Genomic DNA, 16,989 nt, shown 5'->3' with positions numbered 1-16,989 from the left:
AGCATAGAAACAATTCCCCGCCTGGACGTGACCTCGGTCAATGAATTACCTAGGCTCAAGACAGACGGTAAAGGCAGGAGAACCCCATGATTCGCTGCAAGCGCTTCTACGACGCGCCAGAGAAAGAAGATGGTCAGCGTGTGCTGGTCGATCGCCTGTGGCCGCGCAACAAACGCAAGGATGAACTGCATGGCGAGTGGTTTCGCGACGTGGCGCCATCCACTGATTTGCGCAAGGCGTTCCACCAGGGCGCGGTGGATTTCGCCGGGTTCACCGAGCGCTATCAGCACGAACTGGCGGCGCACCCTGAACACTGGTATCCGCTGCTCGATCTTGCAGCCAAAGGCAACCTGACCTTGCTGTATGCCGGTAAGGACACCGAGCACAACAACGCCCAGGTGCTTGCGGCCTGGCTGGAAGATGAACTGGAGCGTCGCGGCCCGAGCAGCTCGCCGGTGTGCTATGCCCGTTGAGCTGATCGCCGCGAGCGATGCCTGGCGCACCTTTGCCCGCGACCTGACGCGGCGGGCGATGTTGCCCTATTACCGCGAATTCGACCTGTTGTGGATCGAGCAAGCGTTCGATGAAGCCTGGGGTTGGCGCGAGCAGTGGCTGGTGATGGAAGGGGAGACCGTGCTGGGTTTCTGCAGCCTTGGCCAGGACCGGCAGGCGTTGTTCATTCGTGAGTTGCACCTGTTGCCGGAACAACGTGGGCGCGGGGTGGGCAGCCAGGTGCTGGAAACACTGGCCGATTGGGCGGCGCAGCGGCGGCTGCCGCTGTTGAGGCTGATGGTGTTCAAGAGCAACCCGGCGCGGCAGCTGTACCTGCGCCATGGGTTTGTCGAGATGGGTGAGGATGATTGCTTTGTGAGGATGCAGCGGGTTATCGGTTGACCTGTAGCGGCCTCTTCGCGGGTAAACCCGCTCCCACAGGATCCTCACAGGTTCCGATACCTGTGCAATGCCTGTGGGAGCGGGTTTACCCGCGAAGAGGCCAGTAAAGTCACAGCAGATGCTGGATCATTGCTGCCTGACCCGCACAGTCTCACCCTGGCGAACCGTGGCCTCGAGCAACTGGCCCTGCAACGGCAGCAAATCCCCGATCAACAGGTTCTGCAGCAACGGCTTGCCATCGAAGCTGTTGCCCCCCAGCACCACATCCCGCACACCCTCCACCCGTACCAGCGCCTTGCCGACTCGGCCCAGGCGGTTGCCGCTGAGCACCAGTGGCCCGGCCAGCGGCGTGGCGTTGCGCAGGCTGACGGCATATTCCGCGGTATTGCCGATGCGGTTGTCGAGCAGCGCCACGGCACCCACCTCGCTGGCATCCACCGCGCTGCCCTGGCTGCTGGCCAGCAGGTTGTCATCGATCACCAGCGGTGCCGCCACGCTAGGTGCCAGGTTGCGCAGCTGGATGCCATTGCCCCGGCTGTCGCCGATGCGGTTGCCGGCCAGCAGCACCGCGCCCTGTTGCTCGCTGACTTCGATGGCGGCCTTGGTCGCACCGAGGATCAGGTTGCCTTCGACCAGGGCGCGGGTCTGGCCACGCAAGCGCACGCCACTGTTGTTGTCGATGCCACGCAGCTGGTTGCCCTGCAGCTTGACCTGGCTGTTCTGCACATCGATGGCGTACTGCTGCGACTGCTCGAACTGGCTGCCGGTGATGGTCGCCTGGCTGTGCTGCAGTTCCACGGCGCTGGACATCTCGCTGAACTGGCTGTCACGGATGATCACCGTGGCCGGGCGGGTGCTGGCCGCCTGCTGGGTGCTCAAGGCGGTGCTCAGGCCACGCGAGAGGTTGGCGTTGTAGCCCAGGCGCTTGAGCGTCGAGCCGAGCACCTGGGTATGGCTGCCAGCCCAGGCCACCACGAATGGCCGCCAGGCGCGGTCGGTACTGCCCGGTTTGTCGCCGGCCATGCTCTGCAGGCTGGACTGGTTCAGCCCTAGCCAGCCCTGGTTGATCAGCGCGGTGCCGGCGAACGCCGACAGGTACAGGCTGGTGCCTTCGAGCACCAGCCCTGCGTCGCTGCCGATCATCAGCGGGTAGCTGAGCAGGTAGCCATCCTTGTAGCGCTTGAGGATGCGTGGGTCGTTCAGTGCATCGTGCAACTGCGCCAGGGTGATGCTGCCGCCGCGCAGCATCACCACCTGCGGGTGGTGTGCCTGGTAGCCAGCGATGGCACGGAACAGGCCGTTGTTGACGAACGGCTCGAACGGCCAGCTGCCGGCCTGGGACGAGAACATCGGTTGCAGGCTGACGCTGGCGCGCCCGGCCGGGCGTTGCCGTTCGGCCTGCTGGAATGCCACGGCCTGGCGCACCTGCTGGCGCAGTTGGTCAGCCTTGAGCTGGCGTTGCTCGCTGGGCAAGGTGTCTACGGTCTGATTGACCGGCAGCGCCTGGCTGGCGGCCTGGGCAGTGCCTGCCAGGCACAGGGCGGCCAGGCAGGTGAGGGAAAAGCGGGCGAGGGCAGCCATGGGTCAGCTCCTTGATCCGGGCAGTGGGGGGTAGAACGCTTTGATCGGGCCGCCGAGCTGGCTGTAGTTGTCCACCTCGCCGTCTTCGCTGTCGTACAGCTGGCGCGCCAGCGCATGGCCGGGGTTGCGCTGCAGGAACGGGATCAGCCAGGCCATCTTGTACGGGGCCACATCGGCCTGGGACTGCCCCTTGAGTTCGGGCAGGTCGCCTGGGGCCAGCACCGTGCGGGCGGCGAAGTTGGCCAGCAGGTCGAGAGTCTGCTGGTCTTCGCGGCTCCACGGCAGGCCGTTGGCGCGCGCCGATTCGGCCAGCAGCACCAGCGGCACCAGGGCGTACTGGCTGTAGTTGGCAGCCAGCTTGCTGCGAGCCACTTCCAGCGGCAGGTAGGCGTAGTTGCCGTTGTTGGCGCGCACGGCCTGGGCCAGGCCACGGCGCAGGTTGCCATCGGCCCACTGGATGAAGTCGTCGCGGCCTACCAGCATGCCGGTCGCGGCCACGGCCCAGGCTGCCCAGTAGTCGTGGTTGTTGAAGTACACACCGCTGGCGCTGCGGCGTGGGTCGTACTCGCGGATCACCAGCTCGCCAAGGCGGGTGAACCAGTTGCGCTGCGCTTCGCTCAGCTGCAGCTTGCCGTCGCTGGCCGATTGGGTCAGCAGCACGGCACCGGCCATGGCGGCCAGTGCCCATTTTCGTGCGGCCATGCCGGTGCCGCTGGCATCGGGGTTCAGCAGGGCGCCGGCGTCGGCCCAGTGTTGCAGCCATTGGTCCTGGCAGGCCAGGGCCATGTTGGCGTCCTGGGGTTTCTTGGCACGCTGGAAGCGTTTGCTGGCGTAGATCAGGCCACCGACGAACTCCTTGACTTGCTTGCCGATGCGTTCGCTGTCGGCGTCGGGGCTGCTGCGCAGGGTCGACTTGCTGGCGTCGCGTTGGTCGTATTTGCTTTCAAGGCGCAGGCTGCCGGTGTAGGGCGCGGGGGGCTCCTTGGTGCAGGCCAGGGTGCGGTAGTCGGCGATCATGGCCGATTGTGCAGTGCTGTGGGGGGGCCAGATGGATTGCGCTGCCTGGGTCTGGGGGGTTAGCAGCGCCATGGCGAGCAGTAGTGCAGCATTCAGGGGGCGCGTTGCGCCCCTATCGCGACGCAAGGCCGCTCCTACAGGCGATCGCGGTGCATTGTAGGAGCGGCCTTGTGTCGCGAAAGGGCTGCAAAGCAGCCCCAGGTTTGGCAATACCTTCTTCAAAGGCACAGGCGCGTCTCCACATTGGTCGCCGCGGTGCCGGCCTTGGTCGGCTCCATGAACACCGACAACAGGTTGGCCCCGGCAAACTCCGGTGCCTTGCTCAGCTCCAGGTAGTATTGCCCGCCGGTCACCGCCGCCTCACGGCGGAACCACACCTTGTCCCGCGCACCGTTGTCGTAATAGACGATGATGTAGAAGTCCTTGACGTTCTTGTCGCTCAGGCGAATGTCGAGAAACCCCTTCGACAGCGCCTGGCGACCACTGCCGGCATTGCTCAGCAGTTCGATGCGCTCACCCACCTTCAAGGCCGGGCGCTGCAGTTTCGCCCCGAGCACCTCCTTGTTTGCCGCACAGCCGCCCTGAACCGCCGGCACCAGCTGGCGATACATCAACGGCGAGTCGAGCCGGTAGTTGGCCGGCAGTTCCCAGACGATCAGCTTGGGCGGCGCCTTGGGCTTGTAGTCGCTGGACAGCAGGTACTCCAGCAGCGAGCCATCTTCACCGACCCCGGGCAGGGCGTAGTTGAGAATGTCGACGTTCAGGTACTGCTTCAGGTAGCCATCGAAGTTGAACTGCTTGCTCTCGTCTTCGCGGGCTGCGGCGTTACTGTCGCCGACCAGGATCACTTCCGGGTCCGGCGCTTCGTCGAACAGCGCGTCGCCACCGCTGGCCACCGGGATGGTCTGGTAACCACGGACATACTGGAAACCATAGTTGTTGCCGCACAGCGAACTCATCGCCAGGTTCATCGTGCCGTCCTTGGGCACCATTACGCCTGGCTCGGTGCGGTACTCCTTCTTGGTAAGGCCGGCATAGAACGGCTGGCGGCGGATTTCTTCAGCCATCAGTTTTGCCGTGGCCTCGGCACCGGTAGGCGTCCAGTGGTGATCGCGGCGGAAGAAGTACTCGCCCTTGGGCGGCTGCTGTACCAGCTGCATCATCGGCGTCACCACCGCGCCGCCCTGGCGCAGCTGGCCGAGGTAGGTGGCCAGGCTGTTGCTGGCGCGGGCGTAGTCGAAACCGTGCAACTGGTCGGCGAACAGCTTGTCGCGGTGCATCAGGCCGCGGGTCGGCTGGATGGCCATGGCCACATGAATGCCCTGGCGTTCGAAGGCCTGCATCAGGCGGGCGAACTCCGGGCGCATCGGGGCGGGGATGCCGAAGTCGTTGGTCAGGTCGACGACCGAGCGGAACAGCCAGCGGTCCTTGCCAGGCACGATTTCGCGCATCAGCTTCATGCGCCCTTCGGCATAGCGTTGCGGGTCGCTCATTGCCGGGCAAACCATGCACTGCAGGTTCTCGCAACCTGGCTTGCTCGCCTGGGCCTGCTGCGCGGCCAGGCCCGGCAGGCTGAACAAGGCCAGGGCAGCGCTCAGGCCAAAAGGTACAAGGGTCTTCATGTGCCATTCATCCTTGCAGGGCATTCATCACTCGGTCGGGTCGATGCTGTTGGCCAGGGTCATGCTGCGGTTGCCCGGCAGCAGTACGTAGCTGTACGAGCGGCCCTTCTTGAGGAACTGCTCGTCGAAGCTGGCGACCTTGGTGTCCTGCTGGTAGGCAGCGAAGTCGATCTTGATTTCGTTGACCATGCGCGTGCCGGTCTCGCCGTTGCCAAGCGCTTCGACCACCTCGTGCTTGCCATCGGAGGTCTTCAGCGCGGCCTGGTTGGGGGTCAGGTTGTAGAAGGCGATCTGCGCCTTCTTCGGCTCGTTGACGTACTTGTCGCTGATCAGCTTCAGTTGCTTGCCGTCGTAGACCACGGTGCTGGCGGCATTGGCCTTGAGCTGCGGTTCGATCGACTTGCCGCCGACGGCGATCTTGTGCGGGCCGGCGGCGGTGAAGCGGTAGCCGCTGAGCTGGCCGGCGGCGACCCGCTGCGGGTTGACCTTGCCGCTGAGGCTGACGTCGATGTTGCTGTCGGACAGGTTCAGCACCCGCACGAACGCCGAGTCGGCCGGGGCTACGGCGTCGTACAGGTCGGCGTTGCCTTCGGCGGCCAGGGCGGCATGGCTGGCAGTGGCCAGGGCGATGGCGGTGAACAGCGAAGTAAGTTTCATCAGGCTCTCCTTGAATCGTCAGAAATGCTGGGGCGCAGCGCTGCGGCTGAGCGAGCCGGGGCGATGGGCGAGCAGGGTGCGCAGGGGGAATTCCCAGACCACGGTATCGATCTGCGTGTTGGCCAGCTGGTCGCTGGCGAGGAACTGGTTCATGGCTTCGAACGGGCCGCGGGCTTCCACGGCGATGCTCAGCAGGTCGCGGTTGAGCGCCTCCTTGAGGAAGCCGACGAAGTTCCAGTCGTCGATCTTGCTGTAGCTGGTACCGACCAGCAGCAGGCTCTGGTCTTCCTCGGCGAACAGGTCGTCGGCGCCTTGCGTGGCCTTGAGGGTTTCGTACAGGGCGATCGGGTTGGGGCCGAACTGCGGCGCCAGGCGCGCATGGTCGAACTGGATGTAGTTCATCAGGTCGCCCTTGACGCTCTTCTCGCCAGCCTTGCGCGACACGTACACCTGGTCACCCAGCAATTGCGGGCGCTGGCGTGCCAGTTCGTAGGCCGACAGCCGTGCGCCTTCCGGGCTCCAGTGGGTGTCGGACTTGAGGAACAGTTGCGGGCCTTCGAGGTTGGCGAGGAATGCCTCGCGCAGCGGTACTACGTCCAGCTGGCGGCTTTGCAGCTCGCCGACGAATTGGTCGTAGAGGCTGGCCACCCGTGGGTCGAAGGCGTGCTGGGCATGCGCCGCGTACACATCCAGCTTCATCGGCAACGGCAGGATCACCAGCTGCTTGCCATGCTCGGCCAGCTGCGTACGGACCTTCGCGATTTGCTCCAGCTGGCTTGCCAGGTTGGCTTCGAGGTCGTTGGGCACGCGGTATTCCTGGTTGGTGTAGAGCCAGCCATCCTTGCCCAGCACCACGCCCTTGGTGCCTTCGCCAAACAGGTGGAACTGGGCATCGGCCCACAGCTGCACCGACGGCTCGCGCAGGAAGAAACGCTTGTCGTAGGCCTGCTCGAACTTGCGCAGCAGCTTGCCGTCGACAAACAGGTTCCAGGTGTCGGTCGAGGTACGGGCAAAGCTGAACACCGGTGGCAGCGAATAGACGAACATCGCCGCCAGTACCACCACGAACAGAATGCCATTGGCCTTGCTGGCCGAATTCATCACCGGGTACATGGCACTCTCCTAGAACTGGAAATACAGGAAGGGTGAGAACGAGTTGGCCGCCAGGCTGCTCAGCGCCAGCAAGAAGCCCCCCCACAGCAGCACGCTGTGCAGCGCGCCGACATGGCGCATGAAATAGCCTTCCTTGTTGCCGGCGTAGAAGCACAGGTTGTTGATCCCGGCCAGTACCAGCCAGGCCAGCGCTACCAAGGCAAAGGCCATGGCCATCTTCGAGGCGCCGAGCACGTACAGCTCCAGCGAGCCGAAGCCGTTGAAGCCGAACAGCGCCTTGTAGATGTCGATGCTGTGGCGCAGGTCCATGGTGAAGAACAAAGGCATGCTCAACACGATCAACAGGCCGGTGCGCAGATTGCGGCCCGGCTTGTAGGGCCCACCGACCTTGGTCGCCAGGTTGAACTTGCGTTCGAGCACCATGCCGACCCCAAAGAACAGGCCCCAGCAGATGAAGGCGAAGCTCGCGCCGTGCCACAGGCCTGACAGCAGCATGGTCCAGATCAGCGCCGGCATCGCGCCGGCCACGCGCTTGCGCACAAGCGGCAAGTACACGTAGTCGCGCAGGAAATGCGCCAAGGTCATGTGCCAGCGTGCCCAGAACTCAGTGATGCTCTGCGCCACATAAGGCTGGTTGAAGTTCTCCGGGAAGCGGAAGCCCATCATCAGCGCCAGGCCCAGGGCCATGTGGCTGTAGCCGGCGAAGTCGAAGTACAGCTGCAGGGTCGAGATCACCAGGCCGAACCAGGCATCGCTGAATTGCAGCGTGCCTTCGCTGACGAACAGCAGGTTGATCGGCGCCAGGCGGTCGGCGATCAGCACCTTCATGATGAAACCGAGCATGAAGCGGCACACGCCCAGCGAGAACAGCTCCAGCGAGTGGGTGCGTTCACGCAGCTGCGGCGCCAGCTGGCTGTAGCGCAGGATCGGCCCGGCCACCAGGTGCGGGAACAGCGCGACGAAGGCGGCGAAGTCGATGAAGTTGCGCGTTGGCGTGGCGTCCTTGCGGTAGATGTCGACGATGTAGCTCAGGGCATGGAACACGTAGAACGAAATGCCCAGCGGCAGGAAGATGTTCTCCAGTGTCCAGGTGTTGATGCCCAGCGGTGCCAGCAGCATGGCTAGCACTTCGGCGCCGAAGTTGGCGTACTTGAAGTAGCCCAGGGTCGCCAGGTTGCCGGCCACGCCGATCCACAGCAGGCGCAAGGCCATGGCTTTGTTGCCGGCGTCCAGGCGTGCCTTGATGCGCAGGCCGAACCAGTAATTCCAGTAGGTGATGCCGACGAACAACAGCAGGAAGTCCGGTCGCCACCAGGCATAGAAGATGTAGCTGGCGGCCACGATCACCGTGGAGCGCCACTGCGCCTTGGTCAGGAAATACACGGCCAGGAACAGCGGCAGGTAAAGGAACAGGAACACATTGGAGGCGAAAATCATGGCACGGCCCTTCCTTAGTAACTGATCACCACGCCGACGCTCAGCTGGTAGTCGTCGCCGGTTGCCAATGCACTGCCGGCATTGAGGTAACTGGCGCTGACCAGCGCGTTGACGTCCAGGTGCTTGCCATCGATAGCCACCGGAAACATCTTCCAGTAGTAGTTGAGGTCGACCATCTGCCCGACGTTGCGCCCGTTGCCGTTGCTGCCCTGGTTGATGGCGCGGTTACGCTCGGCACGCTGGTCGCCATTCATGCGGATCGGCAAGGTGCCGTCGGCATCGCGCAGGTCGAGCTGGGTCACCCGCAGGTCCAGCGCACTGCGCGGGGTGGGGCGGGTTTCCACGGCGAAGCCGTAGTAGCTCAGGTTGCGCAGGTCGAGGGCGACGAACGAACTGGTCAGGCGGGTGCTGTAGGAGCCGCTGCGGGTGATGCGGTCGGACTGGATGGTGTTCAGGCGGAAGCCATCGTTCTCATCGCTGGGCTTGTCGGTCAGGCCACCACGCAGCGCCAGGCGTGGTGTCCATGGCAGGCTGTCGAAGCGCTTGCCGACTTCGCCCAGCACCGCCCAGCCCTTGCTGCTGTGGCCGGTGGTGGTGACGCCGTTGCCGTCGGTGTTGTCCATCTTGCCGTCCAGCGCTGCCAGTTCCAGGTGGTAGTCGCTGAGCACCGGGTAGGCGAGGTTGTCGCCCTTGAAGAACAGCCCGTAGCGCATGCCCTTGAAGTCGTAGCGGTCGTCGGCGTCGTGGCCGCTGTGGTCGTTCTCGTGCATCAGGCGCACACCGACCTGGTTGTTCTGGCTCCAGCGGTAGGCGTACTGGCCCATCAGGTAGGTGGTGCGCTCCTCGCTGTCGGCCAGGCGGTTGACGTCGGTGTTGTAGTTGTGGAACTTCTGGCCGACGGCGAAGAACGCCTCGGAGAAGGTGTCCTGGTAGTTGAAGCGCAGCGATTCGAGGCTGTCGTCCCACCAGATGCCGTAGTCGTCATAGAAGCGCTGGCGGCCGAACGAGGCCGAGAAGCGCGGGTCGTCGCCGATCAGGTTGCGCTTGACGTACAGCTCGCGCAGTTCGGCGTACCAGCCTTCGGGCTGCTCGCGTTCATTGCTGTTGCTGGCTTCGTTGGCCAGGTTGCTCGACTGGCTGGAGTCGTAGTTCAGCCACAGGCGGCCGTAGACCATCCATTTGGCCCAGCGCTTTTCTGGCGAGTACCAGGCGAACGACGGCTCGTAGCGCAGGCTGTAGAACGTCTCGCGGTCGCTGCCGACCTGGGAGTCCTCGGGGCCGTAGCCGGTCTGCACGGTGAGCTTGTTGAACACTTCCGAAGTGATCACCGGCTCGCTGCCATCCAGGGCGGCGACGCGCACCGGTTCGTTGCTGTCGGCTTCGGGGCCGGTGATTTCTTCTGCGGCGAAGGCCGCCGGCAAGGGTGCCAGGGCCAGCAGGGCGCCGAACAGGGGGTGGTGCGCTTTCACAGGGTGGCCTCCTTGTACAGCCCGTTGCGAGCGGCCAGGGCGCGCTCGATGTCATCCTTTGGCAGGGTCTTTTCCAGGCGCTTGATCAGGCTGCGCGCGCCGCGTTCACCCAGGTCGAGGGCGACACGGGCGTAGGTGTAGGCCTTGACCGGGTCGTGGCACAGGGCACGGCCGTAGGCGTGCAGGGTGGCCATGCGGTACCAGGCGGCGGTGTTGCCCTTGTCGGCTTCGGCCTGGAACAGTGCCAGGGCCTTTTCCTGGTCGGGTTGGTCCTCGACGCCCTTGCTGTAGTACTCGGCCAGCAGCAGGCCGGCACCGGGGTAGCCGCTGGCACGCAGTTCGTCGATCAGCGCGCGGGCTTTGTCCGGGTCCAGGGTCAGCCAGTTGTTGACCATGTAGAACTGCGCCTGCAACGCCTTGGCCCGGGTCGGTTCGCGTTCGCGCACCTGGTCGATCAGCGCCTGGGTTTCCTCGGCGTTGTGCTCGGTCGGGTTGGAGATCATGTAGTTGGCCTTGGACACCATGGCCGGTACAAAGCCCCGTGCCACGGCCACATCGCGCCAGCGCTGGACGCGGGCGGTGGCCAGGTTCAGGGCGTCACTCTGGGCTTTTTCGCGGGCCAGTTGCTCGGCGGTTGGCGGCAGCTTCTCGGCGCCGGGCGCGCTGGCCTGGTTCTCGTAGCGGTCTGCTTCCTGTTCGGCACGCTGCACGCTGGTGATGCTATCGAGCAGCGCGGCGACGCGGTGGATGATCTCTACCGGCAACTGTTCGCGCTCGGGCTCGAGCTGGTCGGCGAAGGGCGGGAACAGGCGGTCCTGCTGCTCGCCAAGGAAGGCGTAGTAGCGGTCCAGGGCTCGCACGTCCACGCGCACCGCCTGGCGATACCAGCGCTCGGCGCTGGCGCGGTCACCCTGGCGCTCGGCGAGCACGGCGTGGTACAGCTCGGGGCGGCAGTTGAGCAGGCAGGCTTGCTGGTACAGGGCCAGCAGCTGGGCGGCCTGGGCGGTGTCGACCAGCTCCGGGTAGGTCAGGAACACTTCCAGCGTGGTGCTGGTGTTGCGCGGGTCGAGGTTGGCCGGGTAGCGCGTCAGTGCCTGCGCCATCCAGGGCCGTTGCGCCTCGCGCAGGCTCGGGGTGCGGTCGATCAGGCGGGCCAGCGAAGCCAGTGCCGGGACCATGCCATGGCCGTCGGCAAAGGCCTTCTGATAGAGCGCCACCACTTCCGCGCGGCTGGCGTCTTCGCGCCCGGCCAGCACATCGCCAAGCAGCAAGGTACTGGCCAGGTCGCCACGGCCAGCCAGCTCGCGCAGGTCGCTGGTGACCTCGGCCGACGGGTCCTTGTACAGCGCGTAGCGGATCTGTTCCAGGCTCTGCCCGGCGCTGGCCGTGCTGGCGCAGGCCAGGGCCAGGCCGGCCAGCAGCAGGCGGGGGGGCATGTTCACGGTCATGGAGTCATCGTCCTTGGCCGCTTAGCGCGCTGCGCCGAACGGCAGGCCCAGGAACAGGTCGACCGCCACCGCTTTCTGGTAGGCATCGGCCGGCAGCGGACTGTCAGGCTGGATGGTCAGCGCCAGGTTGCGGTTGACCTCGTCGACGCGCGCGTCCACCACCTTGCCGCTGTAATGCTGGTCGAGGCCGAACACCTGCATGTCCACCGACTTCACCCGGTCGACATCGGCGAGCTTGTCGAATGGCACATTGGCGCGCACGAACAGGCCCTGGTCCTTGGGCAGCAGGTGCATCAGCGGGGCTTCCTTGTAGCCGTAGCCGTCGAGGCGCTGGCTCGGGTAGTAGACCTGGCAGTCGCACGGGCTGTTGATCACCGTCTCGATGGTGGCCCGGCCGAGCAGGGTTTGCAGGTCGCCCGGCGACAGGTCGGCGACGGCCTTCATGTCGGCCGGGCTGGTGAAGCTGGTGGCCAGCTGCGTGGAGATGCTGGCCAGCGGCTGGCCGGCCTGCACGTCGGTGGCGCCGGCGGGCAGCAGGTACTTCACATAGCCGTTGTCGGGCATGCTGATGACCTGGGCGTTGGCCGCCACCTGGGCCTGCAGCGCCGGGATGCGGAAGAACAGCAGGTAGCCCTTGTAGCCGACGAAGGCCAGCGCGGCGACGCCGGCGGCGGTGTACAGCAAGGTACCGGCCATGGCCTTGAGGCGCGCGCCCGGGGTGCGTGCACTGGCGTACTTGTGCTTGCGTTCCTTGATGTAGTTCTCGCGCTGCATCACATTGAACAGGCCATTGATGTCGGCGATTTCGCCCGACATGTAGGCGCTGATCAGGTAGCGCAGGATGTCGCGCTTCTGTGCATCGAGCTCGACGAACTGCGCGCCTACTTCGCTGCCGCGCTGGGAGACGATACGGATCTTGCTGTCGATGTTCAGGTCGACCTGGTTCAGGCGCAGGCGGATCGAGGCGTCGTACAGGGTGCCGACTTTCAGCGGCGCGTCATGATTCAGGCCCAGGCCACCCAGGGAAATGTCCTGCAGGGCCACTTCGAATGGGGGCTGGCCGGCACTGGCCAGGCGCACTCGCGCGTTCATCCGGGTGCGCACGTACTGGCGCTCGTCGACCGCCTCGTGGACGATGTTGGCCGCTGTCTTGCCCGGGGCCGCGGGAATGTTCGTGGTACTCATATGCAGGCGCCTTTCCTTAACGTTGCGAGAGCTCTAGGAGAACGGTGATGACCCCGAAGAAGATGGCGATCGAGGAGCACAGCATCGCCTTCGAGGACCAGCGGTTGAGGCTGGCGTCGAAGTCGACGCTGCCAGTGGCCAGGGTGGTCTTCTGCCGCGTCCAGCTTTGCTGGTCCATGTGGAACATCGCGTAGACCTTCATCAGCGAACCGACTATCTGGTTGTAATAAAGAACGAAGGGGTACATCGGGCTGACCGGGTGGCCGGCAAAGACGAACAGCACGGTCACCAGGCTGCGCGAGATCAGCACCCAGAACAGGTACACCAGCAGGTACTGGATACCGAACACCAGGCCGGCCACCACCGAGGCGGTCAGGCCCATCAGGCAGGTCCACATCGAGACACGCTGGTCGAACAGCACGTACAGCGTGAACAGACCCAGGCGGGCGCGGCCAAGCAGCGCAGTGGCGCGGAAGTTCTGCCGCAGCGAGTTGCCGTACCAGCGGAACATCAGCTGGCGGGTGGCGATCCAGAAGCTGTCGCTGGGCGGGTGCTCGACGGTCAGGGTGTGGCTGTCGGGCACGTAGAAGGTGTTCCAGCCTGCGCGCATCAGGCTCAGCCAGCTCGACTTGTCGTCGCCGGTGAGGAACTGGAAGCGGCCCAGGCGCCAGTGTTCGAGGAAGTCGGCTTCGACGTCGCGGATGAACTCGGGGTCGATCATCACTTCGGCGCGGAAGAACGACAACCGCCCGGTCAGGGTCAGCACCCGGTGCGACAGGGCCATCGAGCACATGTTGATGTGGCGCTGGACGAAACGCATCGAGTGCCACTGGCGCATCCAGCGGCTGCCTTCGACTTCGCAGAATTCGTTGGTGGTCAGGCCGCCCACGTCCGGCAGCACGGCGAACAGCTTGACCGCACGCTCGACGCAGCCGGGCAGCATCATGGTGTCGCCATCGACCACGCCGACCACCGCATCACTCAGCGGCATCTGCCGCGACAGCGCGCGGAAGGCATGGGCCAGGCCGTCACGCTTGCCGGTGCCGCGGGCGCGAACGATCACCAGCTTGATGTCGTCGCGGTCCTTGACCTCGTTGCGCATGATGTCCTTGATGAAGGTCTCGTCGCCTTTCTCGACGATCGAGGCGATCACCGTGCACGGCACCTTCAGCCGTTGCACTTCCTGGAACACCGATTGGTAGACCTTGAAGGTGGTCATGGTGGGGATGCGGAAGCTGGTCACCACCATGAACATGTGCGAGGGCAGCGCTGCATCGCCCAGGCGCTCGACCTGCCGGCGCAGGCGCGGGAACTTCCAGTGCAGGAAGTACATGCCACGCAGGTAATGGACGATGGCGTTGCCATAGCGCCACATGCCCAGCGTGCCGATGATGAAGATGAACAGGTGGTGGTCTGGGTCCAGGTACTGCGGCGCGACCATTTCCGACGCCAGCGCGATCAGCCCGGCGAGGCACGCCCAGCCGAAGAAGCTGGCGCTTGCGCGCAGGTAGCCGGGTGCCACGAAGGGCGGTTGCTGTCGATCCATGTCGGCTTGACTCCTGTTTTTGCGATGCCCGCGCGCCACGCCGCCCAGGCGTGAGCCTGTGGCGGGTGGGGCGTGGTGAGGCCCTTCTCGGTTACCAGCAGATGCCTTGGGTGCGGCTGTCGCTCAGGCCGGGCATGAAGCCGACCAGGTCGATCACCTGTTTGCCGTGGTCGGCATGCAGGGCGCTGGCGAAGCGCGGGTCGTTGTTGCCCAGGACGATCACCTCGGCGTTATCGATCACCTGCTGCAGGTCGCTGTGCAGCAGCGACGAAACGTGCGGGATCTTCGCTTCGATGTATTCCTTGTTGGCCCCGTGCACCCGGGCGTACTCGACGTTCTCGTCGAAGATGTGCAGCTGGTAGCCCTTGCCGATCAGGCGCTCGGCCAGTTCCACCAGCGGGCTTTCCCGCAGGTCGTCGGTGCCGGCCTTGAAGGCAAGGCCCAGCAGGGCGATCTTGCGTTTGTCCTGGCGCTCGATGAGGTCGAAGGCGTTCTGCACCTGCGAGGCGTTGCTGGGCATCAGCGAGTCAAGCAGTGGTGCTTTCACATCCAGGCTGGCGGCACGGTAGGTGAGGGCGCGTACATCCTTGGGCAGGCACGAGCCACCAAAGGCGAAGCCCGGGCGCAGGTAGTAGCGCGACAGGTTGAGCTTGTGGTCCTGGCAGACCACATCCATCACCTCGCGGCCATCGACGCCGGCAGCCTTGGCGATGTTGCCGATTTCATTGGCGAAGGTGACCTTGGTGGCGTGCCAGACGTTGCAGGTGTACTTGATCATCTCGGCGACTTCGATGGTCTTGCGGATCACCGGCGCGTCGAGTTCGCTGTACAGCGACTCGAGCAGGTCGCCTGACTGGCTGTCCAGTTCGCCAATCACGGTCATGGCCGGGAAATCGTAGTCCTGGATCGCTGTGCTCTCGCGCAGGAACTCCGGGTTGACCGCAACACCGAAGTCGACGCCGGCCTTCTTGCCCGAGCATTCTTCGAGAATCGGGATCACCACGTTCTTCACGGTGCCTGGCAACACGGTGCTGCGGACCACCACGGTATGGCGGCTGGCCTTGTCGCGCAGGGCGGTGCCGATTTCCCGGCAGACCGCTTCCATGTACACCAGGTCCAGGTCACCGTTCTTCTTGCTGGGTGTGCCGACGCACAGCAGCGACAGGTCGGTGGCGAGGATCGCCGCTTGCACGTCGGTGGTGCCGCGCAGTCGGCCCTTGCTGATGCCATCTTGCAGCAGCTGTTCCAGGCCCGGCTCGACGATCGGCGATTTGCCCTGGTTGATCAGTTCGATTTTCGCCGGGGAAATGTCCACCCCCAACACGTGATGACCGCGGGCCGACAGGCAGCCCGCGCAGACCGCGCCAACATAGCCAAGTCCAAAGATACTGATGTTCATAGGTCCCTCTCCCTGGGGCACGGCAAAGCCGGCCGAGATACATCGTTCATGAAGTTGTCGAAATGGCAGACGCGCAGAATTAAGCCGCGCTCAGAAGTGGCGTTGCAGGCTGTTTCTTAGTTGTCTTATTACAGCCTAAAGGTGTTTTTATTTTTATTGCAAGCTTTGATATTCCCTTGTTTGAAAATAACTTACATCCACTCTGTGAAAGTTTAAAAACCGTTAAAAATCAACAAGTTAAAGTTGTTGTTAGTTGGGCGTCAAAAAAATGATAACTGCACATGTGGCAATAAAGTGACGCCAAGCGCATGGCGTTTCCCCGGTTTTTCCTGTTTTGCATGTGCAGGTTTGCAAGGCTGGAGGGCATAAATGCCGTGCAAATCAAGGCCTCGCAGGGGAGTGGTGGTGGCGCAATACTGGCTTGCGACGCTGGTCGGTGATGGGCATAGTGACTGCACAGTCTGCAACTGCTTACAGGATTGTGAGCGGTACCCATGACGGCAAAGGAACAAGGAGAAACGTCATATGAAAGGACTCGGTCCACGTCTGCGGGAAGAGCGTGAACGGCTGGGCATGACCCAGCGGGTATTTGGCGACATCGGTGGCGTCGAGCCCAACGCCCAAGGCAAGTACGAAAGTGGTGAGCGCACGCCTAGGGCGGACTACCTGGCAGCGCTGGCGATCCGGGGTGTGGATGCGCTTTATGTGCTTAGCGGGGAGCGCACACCGGCACCGCTGGAAAGCCTGACAGCGGATGAAACGGGTCTACTGGGCGCATTTCGGCGTTTACCGGCGGCTGACAAGGCGGCCATGTGGCATCTGCTGGGGCGTCTGGTGGGTGAGGGCAGCAGTGCCGAGATGATGCGCCAGCCGCGTCATGAGCGTCAGACGTTTCTGAAGGAAGTTTTACGCTAGGTCCGTCATGAAAAATTTTGTTAAGGTGGCGGGATCCAATCGCCCTGTTGACGAGGTGTCTGCTTGATTAGGGTCCTAGTGGTCGACGATCACGATCTGGTTCGAACCGGTATTACTCGCATGTTGGCCGATATCGACGGCCTGCAGGTGGTGGGTGAGGCGGATTCGGGCGAATCGGCGCTGAAGCTCGCCCGGGAACTGAAGCCTGACGTCGTGCTGATGGATGTGAAGATGCCTGGGATCGGCGGCCTCGAAGCCACCCGCAAGTTGTTGCGCAGCCACCCCGATATCAAGGTGGTGGCTGTAACAGTATGTGAAGAAGACCCGTTCCCCACCCGCCTGATGCAGGCCGGTGCCGCCGGTTACCTGACCAAGGGCGCAGGGCTGGACGAAATGGTTCAGGCCATTCGCCTGGCCTTTGCCGGCCAACGCTACATCAGCCCGCAGATCGCTCAGCAACTGGCGTTGAAGTCGTTCCAGCCCCAGGGCTCGCCGTTCGATGCGCTGTCGGAGCGGGAAATCCAGATTGCCCTGATGATCGTCGGCTGCCAGAAAGTGCAGATCATCTCCGACAAGTTGTGCCTGTCGCCCAAGACCGTCAATACTTACCGTTATCGGATCTTCGAAAAACTCTCGGTCACCAGCGACGTCGAACTGACCTTGCTGGCCGTTCGCCACGGTATGGTTGACGCAAGCCTGTAAACCC

At 63.9% G+C, this 16,989-nt stretch carries 15 protein-coding genes; 4 read left to right on the top strand and 11 right to left on the bottom strand.

Annotation, left to right across the window (positions count from 1 at the left end):
• Nucleotides 1-86: 86 nt before the first annotated feature.
• Nucleotides 87-473 carry a DUF488 domain-containing protein gene (locus BUQ73_RS16735; RefSeq protein WP_079228902.1) on the top strand — a complete coding sequence of 129 codons (387 nt, stop codon included), beginning with the start codon at nucleotides 87-89 and terminating at the stop codon, nucleotides 471-473.
• Nucleotides 463-894 carry a GNAT family N-acetyltransferase gene (locus BUQ73_RS16730; protein WP_079228901.1) on the top strand — a complete coding sequence of 144 codons (432 nt, stop codon included), beginning with the start codon at nucleotides 463-465 and terminating at the stop codon, nucleotides 892-894. Before BUQ73_RS16735 ends, BUQ73_RS16730 begins: the two co-directional genes overlap by 11 nt.
• Nucleotides 895-1,020: 126 nt before the next feature.
• Here BUQ73_RS16730 and BUQ73_RS16725 read toward each other — a convergent pair whose 3' ends face one another.
• From BUQ73_RS16725 to BUQ73_RS16675, 11 genes are all read right to left on the bottom strand, one after another.
• Nucleotides 1,021-2,475 (bottom strand): right-handed parallel beta-helix repeat-containing protein, encoded by a 1,455-nt coding sequence (locus BUQ73_RS16725; RefSeq protein WP_079228900.1) that lies wholly within the window; start codon nucleotides 2,473-2,475, stop codon nucleotides 1,021-1,023.
• A gap of 3 nt (nucleotides 2,476-2,478) precedes the next feature.
• Nucleotides 2,479-3,564, bottom strand: coding sequence for a polysaccharide lyase (locus BUQ73_RS16720; protein WP_079228899.1), 1,086 nt, complete (start codon nucleotides 3,562-3,564; stop codon nucleotides 2,479-2,481).
• Nucleotides 3,565-3,710: 146 nt separating this feature from the next.
• Nucleotides 3,711-5,114, bottom strand: a complete 1,404-nt coding sequence (locus BUQ73_RS16715; protein ID WP_079228898.1) for an alginate O-acetyltransferase AlgX-related protein — start codon at nucleotides 5,112-5,114, stop codon at nucleotides 3,711-3,713.
• Nucleotides 5,115-5,141: 27 nt separating this feature from the next.
• On the bottom strand, nucleotides 5,142-5,771 hold the full coding sequence (locus tag BUQ73_RS16710) for an alginate O-acetyltransferase AlgF (RefSeq protein ID WP_079228897.1): 630 nt from the start codon (nucleotides 5,769-5,771) through the stop codon (nucleotides 5,142-5,144).
• Nucleotides 5,772-5,789: 18 nt separating this feature from the next.
• The gene (locus BUQ73_RS16705; RefSeq protein WP_079228896.1) at nucleotides 5,790-6,884 is read right to left on the bottom strand and encodes an alginate O-acetyltransferase; all 1,095 of its coding nucleotides are present in this window, start codon (nucleotides 6,882-6,884) and stop codon (nucleotides 5,790-5,792) included.
• A 9-nt stretch (nucleotides 6,885-6,893) separates the two neighbouring features.
• Complete coding sequence (locus BUQ73_RS16700) at nucleotides 6,894-8,321, bottom strand: MBOAT family O-acyltransferase (protein WP_079228895.1); 1,428 nt, start codon at nucleotides 8,319-8,321, stop codon at nucleotides 6,894-6,896.
• A gap of 14 nt (nucleotides 8,322-8,335) precedes the next feature.
• Nucleotides 8,336-9,790, bottom strand: coding sequence for an alginate export family protein (locus BUQ73_RS16695; RefSeq protein ID WP_079228894.1), 1,455 nt, complete (start codon nucleotides 9,788-9,790; stop codon nucleotides 8,336-8,338).
• Nucleotides 9,787-11,238 (bottom strand): tetratricopeptide repeat protein, encoded by a 1,452-nt coding sequence (locus BUQ73_RS16690; protein WP_079228893.1) that lies wholly within the window; start codon nucleotides 11,236-11,238, stop codon nucleotides 9,787-9,789. Before BUQ73_RS16690 ends, BUQ73_RS16695 begins: the two co-directional genes overlap by 4 nt.
• A gap of 21 nt (nucleotides 11,239-11,259) precedes the next feature.
• Entirely contained in the window at nucleotides 11,260-12,423 is a 1,164-nt protein-coding gene (locus tag BUQ73_RS16685; protein ID WP_079228892.1) for a PilZ domain-containing protein, read from the bottom strand.
• A gap of 16 nt (nucleotides 12,424-12,439) precedes the next feature.
• A complete protein-coding gene (locus BUQ73_RS16680; RefSeq protein WP_192858660.1) occupies nucleotides 12,440-13,969 on the bottom strand; it encodes a glycosyltransferase in 1,530 nt (509 codons plus the stop codon).
• 91 nt (nucleotides 13,970-14,060) lie between these two features.
• Nucleotides 14,061-15,368: a nucleotide sugar dehydrogenase gene (locus BUQ73_RS16675; RefSeq protein ID WP_079228891.1), complete on the bottom strand. Its 1,308-nt coding sequence runs from the start codon at nucleotides 15,366-15,368 to the stop codon at nucleotides 14,061-14,063.
• Nucleotides 15,369-15,893: 525 nt separating this feature from the next.
• Here BUQ73_RS16675 and BUQ73_RS16670 point away from each other — a divergent pair.
• Entirely contained in the window at nucleotides 15,894-16,283 is a 390-nt protein-coding gene (locus tag BUQ73_RS16670; RefSeq protein WP_079228890.1) for a helix-turn-helix domain-containing protein, read from the top strand.
• Between the two features lie 63 nt (nucleotides 16,284-16,346).
• Nucleotides 16,347-16,985 (top strand): UvrY/SirA/GacA family response regulator transcription factor, encoded by a 639-nt coding sequence (gene uvrY, locus BUQ73_RS16665; RefSeq protein ID WP_027920570.1) that lies wholly within the window; start codon nucleotides 16,347-16,349, stop codon nucleotides 16,983-16,985.
• Nucleotides 16,986-16,989 lie beyond the last annotated feature (4 nt).

It is taken from the genome of Pseudomonas putida (assembly GCF_002025705.1).
GTDB lineage: Bacteria > Pseudomonadota > Gammaproteobacteria > Pseudomonadales > Pseudomonadaceae > Aquipseudomonas > Aquipseudomonas putida_J.
This window is presented reverse-complemented; position numbering and strand designations above follow the sequence as displayed.

What these genes read in the sequence shown, in the direction of transcription:
- BUQ73_RS16735 (WP_079228902.1), top strand. Translation starts at nt 87, where the DNA reads ATGATTCGCTGCAAGCGCTTCTACGACGCGCCAGAGAAAGAAGATGGT.
- BUQ73_RS16730 (WP_079228901.1), top strand. Translation starts at nt 463, where the DNA reads ATGCCCGTTGAGCTGATCGCCGCGAGCGATGCCTGGCGCACCTTTGCC.
- BUQ73_RS16725 (WP_079228900.1), bottom strand. Translation starts at nt 2,475, where the DNA reads ATGGCTGCCCTCGCCCGCTTTTCCCTCACCTGCCTGGCCGCCCTGTGC.
- BUQ73_RS16720 (WP_079228899.1), bottom strand. Translation starts at nt 3,564, where the DNA reads ATGGCGCTGCTAACCCCCCAGACCCAGGCAGCGCAATCCATCTGGCCC.
- BUQ73_RS16715 (WP_079228898.1), bottom strand. Translation starts at nt 5,114, where the DNA reads ATGAAGACCCTTGTACCTTTTGGCCTGAGCGCTGCCCTGGCCTTGTTC.
- BUQ73_RS16710 (WP_079228897.1), bottom strand. Translation starts at nt 5,771, where the DNA reads ATGAAACTTACTTCGCTGTTCACCGCCATCGCCCTGGCCACTGCCAGC.
- BUQ73_RS16705 (WP_079228896.1), bottom strand. Translation starts at nt 6,884, where the DNA reads ATGTACCCGGTGATGAATTCGGCCAGCAAGGCCAATGGCATTCTGTTC.
- BUQ73_RS16700 (WP_079228895.1), bottom strand. Translation starts at nt 8,321, where the DNA reads ATGATTTTCGCCTCCAATGTGTTCCTGTTCCTTTACCTGCCGCTGTTC.
- BUQ73_RS16690 (WP_079228893.1), bottom strand. Translation starts at nt 11,238, where the DNA reads ATGACCGTGAACATGCCCCCCCGCCTGCTGCTGGCCGGCCTGGCCCTG.
- BUQ73_RS16685 (WP_079228892.1), bottom strand. Translation starts at nt 12,423, where the DNA reads ATGAGTACCACGAACATTCCCGCGGCCCCGGGCAAGACAGCGGCCAAC.
- BUQ73_RS16680 (WP_192858660.1), bottom strand. Translation starts at nt 13,969, where the DNA reads ATGGATCGACAGCAACCGCCCTTCGTGGCACCCGGCTACCTGCGCGCA.
- BUQ73_RS16675 (WP_079228891.1), bottom strand. Translation starts at nt 15,368, where the DNA reads ATGAACATCAGTATCTTTGGACTTGGCTATGTTGGCGCGGTCTGCGCG.
- BUQ73_RS16670 (WP_079228890.1), top strand. Translation starts at nt 15,894, where the DNA reads ATGAAAGGACTCGGTCCACGTCTGCGGGAAGAGCGTGAACGGCTGGGC.